Annotated in this window: 14 protein-coding genes; all 14 read left to right on the top strand. The window is 65.3% G+C overall.

The features are described 5' to 3' along the window. On the top strand, window positions 1-201 hold a 201-nt coding region (locus AQY21_RS29340), incomplete at its 5' end, for a hypothetical protein (protein WP_203416465.1). Between the two features lie 46 nt (window positions 202-247). After that, window positions 248-496 (top strand): helix-turn-helix transcriptional regulator, encoded by a 249-nt coding sequence (locus AQY21_RS27745; protein WP_082658050.1) that lies wholly within the window; start codon window positions 248-250, stop codon window positions 494-496. Window positions 497-595: 99 nt separating this feature from the next. Then, the gene (locus tag AQY21_RS08870; RefSeq protein WP_058097330.1) at window positions 596-871 is read left to right on the top strand and encodes a DNA -binding domain-containing protein; all 276 of its coding nucleotides are present in this window, start codon (window positions 596-598) and stop codon (window positions 869-871) included. A gap of 111 nt (window positions 872-982) precedes the next feature. Then, window positions 983-1,207 (top strand): transcriptional regulator domain-containing protein, encoded by a 225-nt coding sequence (locus AQY21_RS27740; protein ID WP_082658049.1) that lies wholly within the window; start codon window positions 983-985, stop codon window positions 1,205-1,207. Between the two features lie 205 nt (window positions 1,208-1,412). Continuing rightward, complete coding sequence (locus AQY21_RS27735) at window positions 1,413-1,754, top strand: DUF2285 domain-containing protein (RefSeq protein ID WP_082658051.1); 342 nt, start codon at window positions 1,413-1,415, stop codon at window positions 1,752-1,754. Between the two features lie 140 nt (window positions 1,755-1,894). Continuing rightward, the gene (locus AQY21_RS08860) at window positions 1,895-2,176 is read left to right on the top strand and encodes an AlpA family transcriptional regulator (protein ID WP_058097328.1); all 282 of its coding nucleotides are present in this window, start codon (window positions 1,895-1,897) and stop codon (window positions 2,174-2,176) included. Window positions 2,177-2,194: 18 nt separating this feature from the next. Further along, window positions 2,195-3,370 carry a replication initiator protein A gene (locus AQY21_RS08855; RefSeq protein ID WP_058097327.1) on the top strand — a complete coding sequence of 392 codons (1,176 nt, stop codon included), beginning with the start codon at window positions 2,195-2,197 and terminating at the stop codon, window positions 3,368-3,370. Further along, window positions 3,367-4,020, top strand: coding sequence for a ParA family partition ATPase (gene parA / locus AQY21_RS08850; RefSeq protein WP_058097326.1), 654 nt, complete (start codon window positions 3,367-3,369; stop codon window positions 4,018-4,020). Before AQY21_RS08855 ends, parA begins: the two co-directional genes overlap by 4 nt. Beyond that, a complete protein-coding gene (locus tag AQY21_RS08845) occupies window positions 4,017-4,760 on the top strand; it encodes a site-specific DNA-methyltransferase (protein WP_058097325.1) in 744 nt (247 codons plus the stop codon). The genes parA and AQY21_RS08845 overlap by 4 nt, the downstream gene beginning before the upstream one ends. Further along, entirely contained in the window at window positions 4,757-5,011 is a 255-nt protein-coding gene (locus AQY21_RS08840; RefSeq protein ID WP_058097324.1) for a hypothetical protein, read from the top strand. The genes AQY21_RS08845 and AQY21_RS08840 overlap by 4 nt, the downstream gene beginning before the upstream one ends. Beyond that, window positions 5,008-5,493, top strand: coding sequence for a DUF2840 domain-containing protein (locus AQY21_RS08835; protein WP_058097323.1), 486 nt, complete (start codon window positions 5,008-5,010; stop codon window positions 5,491-5,493). The genes AQY21_RS08840 and AQY21_RS08835 overlap by 4 nt, the downstream gene beginning before the upstream one ends. Continuing rightward, window positions 5,490-6,032: a S26 family signal peptidase gene (locus AQY21_RS08830; RefSeq protein WP_058097322.1), complete on the top strand. Its 543-nt coding sequence runs from the start codon at window positions 5,490-5,492 to the stop codon at window positions 6,030-6,032. The genes AQY21_RS08835 and AQY21_RS08830 overlap by 4 nt, the downstream gene beginning before the upstream one ends. A gap of 44 nt (window positions 6,033-6,076) precedes the next feature. Further along, window positions 6,077-6,412: a DUF736 domain-containing protein gene (locus AQY21_RS08825; RefSeq protein WP_058097321.1), complete on the top strand. Its 336-nt coding sequence runs from the start codon at window positions 6,077-6,079 to the stop codon at window positions 6,410-6,412. Window positions 6,413-6,414: 2 nt separating this feature from the next. After that, window positions 6,415-6,783, top strand: a 369-nt coding sequence (locus tag AQY21_RS08820; RefSeq protein WP_152988172.1) for a lytic transglycosylase domain-containing protein, incomplete at its 3' end; no start/stop codon positions are given.

Here is a 6,783-nt window from a genome sequence, read left to right as displayed (position 1 = left end):
GAAGGAGGCGACGGTTCCCTCGCCCTCCTTCCCAAACCCATCCTCCTCTCCCTGAGCCTGTTGAGCCGTATTCCCGGAACGCTATCGGGTATGACCGCCCGGCGACCGAATCAGATGCGAGGCCGTGAGGCCAAGTTTCGCCAGATCAGGCGTTTTCGTGCAGAAACGGATTGGCGCAAGATCCAAGAACGACTAAAATAGTCGTAGTTCTGGAGTGCGTGCAGGTCCGAATGGGAGGTGATCATGTATGATCACCGCCCGACAGTCACGGGCCGCGCGTGCGTTGCTGGGTTGGACACAGGAGACGCTCGCTGACAAGGCCCGCGTATCACTTACCGCGCTTAAGCGCCTCGAATCCGAAAACGGACTCGAGGTGTTCGAATCCACGCGCGATGAGGTGCGCCGGGCGCTCGAAGCCGCCGGGATTGTTCTCCTGTCCACGGACAAGGGCGAGGGTGTGCTGCTCCATCACGAAGGCAGCAACGCGCGGCGGTAGTATCGTCGTCGCTGGCATGACGCGCTCTTGTCAAAAAAGACGGCTATCTCCCGAGGTGAGATGGTTAACAAATGCGTCACGCGCGCTGATGAGAAAGTGATGGGACAGGCAATACAGGCATTCCTCGACAAACCGCCATCCGGTGATTCGCTCACATCCTATGATCGCGAGCATATGAAGCTCTATATGCGGCTGCTCGATGCAGAGCGCGATGGTGCCGACTGGCGCGAAGCGGTGCGGATTCTATTCGGGCTCGATCCCGATGATGATCCTGCGCATTGCCGCTCGATTCATGATGCCCACCTTGCGCGTGCGCGTTGGATGACCGAACAGGGCTATAGGGAACTCGTTCGCGAAAGCCAGCGCAAGACCTGATCGTGATGCACGCGACGCATCACCCGTTGACCCTCGCCTGACTTCCCCAACTCAATTTGCACGGGAATCCTGAGTCTTCCAGATCCCCTAGAGAAGACTCGGGAGACCGCGATGACACCTGACGCCTCGACCTGGCGTTCTTCGGCGAAATACGACCATCTGGATGCGCTGACGGCATCCGACCTTGCCTGGGAATGGCTTCGCCGCAACGACGCCTATGACGCAGATTTTGAAGCCTCACGCACTGGCCAGGGAGACCCCGAACCGCTGACCGAACACATCCGGCAGCGGTGGGGGTTGCGATTTCCCAGTCGATCCCGAAGCCGCACCTCCTGACGCCCCCATCCTTTGGCTACCGCAAGAGGACACAAGCTCGATCCTCTTGGCGCCAGCCCCGTCAGCATTCGAAGACAGCCTCAGTCATGTCCCCTCCACATGGCGTGTCCACGTCGCGGCGGACGGCGCCACCGGTGATTTCCGTTTCCCGCTCGGCAACGGGCAGAATCTCCAGATCATCGACGGTGCTGTGAATAGCGATACGATGACCGTGGCCGTCGTTCCGCTCAGTCTCGAAGGCTTCGACCGAATTGAGGCGGTTCGTCGCTTCCTCTCTGCACTGCATGGCCGCGCTATCCCGCCCGACACCCGACTGACCCGGCAGCAGCGCGCACGTCTTCGTCGGATGCTGCAAGCCTTCGATGGACACCGGGCCGGCGCCACGCAGCAGGAAATCGCTCAAACTCTCCTGAACATAGATCACCTCGACCGCGACGAATGGCAGGCATCCTCGGCCCGCCATGCCGTCAAATCGCTCCTGCGCGATGCCCGCGCGATGGTCGCCGGCGGCTATCGAAAACTTCTGCGTCATCGCCGCCCACGCTAGCGCAACTCCGCACGCCCGATGGTGGGCGATTTCGATACCTCCCAACTTCGCCCTGCACCTCGCCGGTTCTCCTTCGCCACCGTGGTCCTTGCCCGCCGCTGTTCCGCAGCGGCCGTCCCAACACCACGGAGGCCCGTTCCATGCCGCACGAACCCGTCATTCTGCCGCCGCGCTTTCTGCGCACCAAGGAAGCCGCCGAATTCCTCAGCCTGTCGGCGCGAACGCTGGAAAAGCATCGCACCTACGGAACCGGCCCCGCCTATCGCAAGCTCGGCGGCCGCGTCGTCTATGCCATCGACGATCTCGAAGCCTGGACTGAGCGCGGCGCGGTCACATCCACCTCCGATCCGCGCGGATCCATCCTGCCCGCCAAGCGACAGGCCGTTCCGTCCGGCCGACAGGCTGGCCGCTACGCCCGCTGATCGCACCCGGTTCTCTTCATGGTGGTGCGACGTCGACCCTCTTCCGAGCGCGGACAACTCGACCTGTTCAGGGCGCTTCCCGGCGACTTCGCGCCACGAGACGCGCAGGATCTCATGGCCTATCCCTTCTTTTCCCTCGCCAAGTCGAAGCGCATCGCGCCCATCGACTTTACCGCCGGCAGCGTGACCATCCGCGTCGAGGCCGTTCCCGATCACGGTATGGCCACGATCTGGGATGCGGACATCCTGATCTGGGCCGCGAGCCAGATTGTCGAAGCTCGCGATACCGGGCTTCGCACCTCCCGGCTGATGGCCGCCACGCCCTACGAGATTCTCACCTATGTCGGGCGCGGCACGGGCTCACGCGACTACCAGCGCCTGAAAGCGGCCCTCGACCGGCTGCAATCGACCACGATTTCCACCTCGATCCGCCAGCCGGCCGAGGGCCGGCGCCATCGCTTCTCCTGGATCAACGAATGGCAGGAGCGCACCGATCGCAACGGCCGACCAGACGGCATAGAGATGATCGTGCCGGACTGGTTCTACCAGGCCGTCCTCGACGATGCCCTCGTGCTGACCATCGACCGGACCTATTTCGACCTGACCGGCGGCCTCGACCGCTGGCTCTATCGCCTTGTGCGCAAGCATGGCGGCCGCCAGCGCGATGGCTGGCGTTTCGACTTCCACCATCTCCACCAGAAGTCCGGCAGCCTGTCGCCGTTCAAGCGTTTTGCCTTCGAGCTGCGCGACATCATCCGGCGCCAGCCTCTGCCGGGCTACACGCTGTTTCTCGAAGCCGAGATCGGCGGACGCATGCTGCTCGCCTTCGAGCCCACCGCGCCCTGTGGAAAACCTGTGAATGGCCTCGTGCTATCGGGAACCCGGACTATCGTGCTATCGGGAACCCAAGGCTCGTGCTATCAGGAACCGAAACCGGCCTTAACCCACGGCAGCCATTCACGAAATCGCGCCCTTAACTTAGAGTCTAACAAAGAGTCTAACCTTGAAGAGCGCGCGCGCGATGTGGAAAACCTCATCCGCGACACCGCGAAAAGCCTCAGCATAGCCGGGAAGAAGAGGGCATCCGACGCCCCGAAATCGCCTCGACCGGCCTCTGATCGAGGCGAAGCCGAGACCCCTGAAGCTCCCGACACGCCCCGCCTTCCGCTCGATCCGCCGGAGGGCCGGCGATGATCATCGCGCTTCTCAACCAGAAGGGCGGCGTCGGCAAGACGACGCTGGCCCTGCATCTCGCCGGTGAATTGGCGAGCCGGGGCAGCCGCGTCACCCTGATCGACGCCGATCCGCAAGGATCTGCCCTCGACTGGTCGCAGCAGCGTGCGCGTGAGGGCCTGCCACGCGCCTTTGGTACCGTGGGCCTCGCCCGCGACACGCTGCATCGTGAAGCGCCCGAACTCGCCCGCGACGTCGATCATGTCGTCATCGACGGGCCGCCGCGTGTCGCCGGACTCATGCGCTCGGCGCTGCTCGCCGCCGATCTGGTGCTGATCCCGGTGCAACCCTCACCGTTCGACGGCTGGGCCTCGGCCGAGATGCTGTCCCTCCTTGCGGAGGCCCGCATCTACCGGCCGCAGCTCATCGCCCGCTTTGCGCTCAACCGCTGCGGCGCCCGCACCGTCATAGCCCGCGAGACGGCCGAAACGCTCGCCGACCACGATCCGCCGATGCTCGCCAGCGCCATCGGCCAGCGCGTCGTCTTCGCCGACGCCGCGCAGTCGGGGCGGCTCGCCAGCGAGATCGATTGCCAATCTCCTGCCGCCCGTGAGATCGCCGCGCTCACCACCGAAATCGAACGACTGGGCAACGGGAGGGCGTCGCAATGACCGTCCTCACCGGAGATTGCCGCGAAAAAATGCCATGGCACGCGCCCTATGACATGATCCTTGCCGATCCGCCCTATGGCGACACTTCGCTCGCCTGGGATCGGCGCGTCGAGGGCTGGATCGCGCTGGCGCGCGCCGCCCTCCGGCCGGCCGGCTCGCTCTGGGTCTTCGGCTCGCTGCGCTGCTTCATGGCGACGGCCGACCGCTTCGCCGATGCCGGTCTGCGGATCGCACAAGAGATCGTCTGGGAAAAGCAGAACGGCACCGGGTTTCATACCGACCGGTTCAAGCGCGTGCATGAGCTGGCCGTGCAGTTCTACCCGGCCGAGGCCACCTGGCGGGACATCTACAACGACGTCCAGACAACGCCCGATGCAATGGCGCGGACGGTTCGCCGCAAGCGTCGTCCACCCCATACCGGCCAGATCAACGAAGGGCACTACGTCAGTGAGGACGGCGGGCCGCGTCTGATGCGCTCTGTCATCTACCTCCGCAACTGCCATGGCCGGGCGATCCATCCCACCGAAAAGCCTTCGTCGCTGCTGGAGATACTGATCCGTACGAGTTGCCCCGAAGGCGGGCTGGTCGGCGACTGGTTCGCCGGGTCTGGCGCGGCCGGGGAAGCCTGCCGGCTATCCGGCCGGCGCTACATCGGCTGCGAGATCGACCCCGACATGGCCGAACGCGCGCGGGCGCGTATCGCCACGGTGCTACCGTTTCACGACGGAGGCGCGTCATGACGGGGCGCAACGAGAAGCGCGGCTTCGCTGCCCGCCCGGCCGATCCCGATGGCTGGGTCAGGGCCGGTGACGCGCCGCCCGAAGGCGGCGGCGCTGCGACGGCCTACACAGCCAGGCTCACGATCGACATAACGCCTGAGCTTCGCGGGCGGATCAAGATCGCAGCGATCAGGCGCGGCGGCACCGTCACCGACATGCTGCGCGACCTGCTCGCGCGCGAATTTCCCGACACATCAGGAGAGCGCTCATGATCGGCGCCGCAGCCCATGAAGATGACCTGACCCGTGTGGAACTGACATGGGTGGAGAAGAAGATCGAGTTCTGGATCAGGTTCGGCCAGGAGGCCGGAGAACATATCCTCGACCGCAGCCGCCGCACCGTCTCCTTCCGTCCCGGTGCCGTTTTCGCCTTCGTCCGCTGGGCTGCGAATGACTATGGCACGGTCATCTCGCGCATCGACATCGTGCGCGCCGTCGCGCCCGGCCGTTCCTATCAGACGCTGCCCTTCGTGCGTCCCGGCGCGGAAATCCTGCTCAGGATCGAGGGCTGGCCGAAGGTCGAGGATGTCCTTCGCCATGTCGATGCCATAGAGGCGCTCGGCATCGATCCGGCCGAGGTCGATCCCAATCACTGGCGCCATGTCGCCCACTGGATGAACGCGGGCGAAGCGCCGCGTCCCTATACGGCAGATCGCCATGACGCATGGCTTCGGCGCCAGGAGATCGGACAATGACCCGCGCCCGCTACGTCCTGCTGACGGCGGCGGCGCTCGCCACCGTCATCGCCAGCGTTGGTCCGACCGCGCCCAGGTTGGTCTGGAACGCATCGGCCAGCGTGCCGATCGGCTTCTACACCATCGCGCCGGTGGAACGGCTCGAGGTGCCCGATCTGGTCGCCGTCATGCCGCCCGAATCCGTCGCCGCCTTCATGGTCGAGCGCGGCTATGTCGCCCGCGACGTGCCGCTCCTCAAGCACGTTCTCGGCCTGCCCGGAGAGCGCCTATGCCGCGACGGCCGCGCGATCACGGTGGACGGGATCGAGATGGGCGAGGCGCTGGAACGCGACAGCCTCGGCCGCGATCTGCCGGTCTGGCAGGGCTGCCGTACCATCGCCGAGGACGAGATCTTCCTGATGAACCTCGACGTCGGCGATAGCCTCGACGGCCGCTATTTCGGCCCATTACCCGTCTCGGCAGTGATCGGCCGAGCCATTCCGCTTTTCACCGACGAGGACGGCGATGGCCGCCTCGTCTGGCGCGCGCCGGAGCGGTGACGGCGCGCCCGCATCCCATCCACCGCACTAGGAAGGAGTCTCCAATGCCCCAGATCGGTCAATTCACCCGCACCCCGTCCGGCTATTCTGGACAGCTTCGCACGCTCTCGCTCGACCTGGAACTGACCTTCGTTCCGGTCGACAATACCGACTCGGAGAACGCACCGGCCTACCGCATCCATCTCGGCGACGAGGACGGCCCAGAAGTCGGCGCGGGCTGGAAGCACACCGGCGAAAGCGCGGGACCGTTCATCTCAGTCCTGCTCGACGATCCCGCCTTCCAGCAGCCCATCCGCGCCCGCCTGTTCCAGTCGGACGACGAAGGTCGCGATTGGAGCCTGCGCTGGACCCGGCCGAAGAAGCGCGACGAGCAGGACTGACAATGATCATGTCCTGCACCCATCCCGCTACGGGACGATGCGGCGCCCGTCGCCGCATCACCCTCCTTCTTCTTTCGGGCCTGTTGACCCCGGCCATCGCCGCGCCGCCGGTTCTGGCGCAGACCGCCGTGCCGGATCGTGCTGTCGCCGTGCATCCGCACGCCGCCCATATCGCCGAGGCATCGCAGCGTTTCGGCATCCCGGTGCCATGGATCATGGCCGTGATGCGGGCGGAAAGCGCGGGCGATGCGCGCGCCACATCCTCCGCCGGCGCGATGGGGCTGATGCAGGTGATGCCCGACACCTGGGCCGGGCTACGCATCCGCCATGCTCTCGGCCACGATCCCTTTGAGCCGCGCGACAACATCCTC

Source organism: Paracoccus sp. MKU1, from assembly GCF_001447385.1.
Taxonomy (GTDB): Bacteria; Pseudomonadota; Alphaproteobacteria; order Rhodobacterales; family Rhodobacteraceae; genus Paracoccus.
This window is presented reverse-complemented; position numbering and strand designations above follow the sequence as displayed.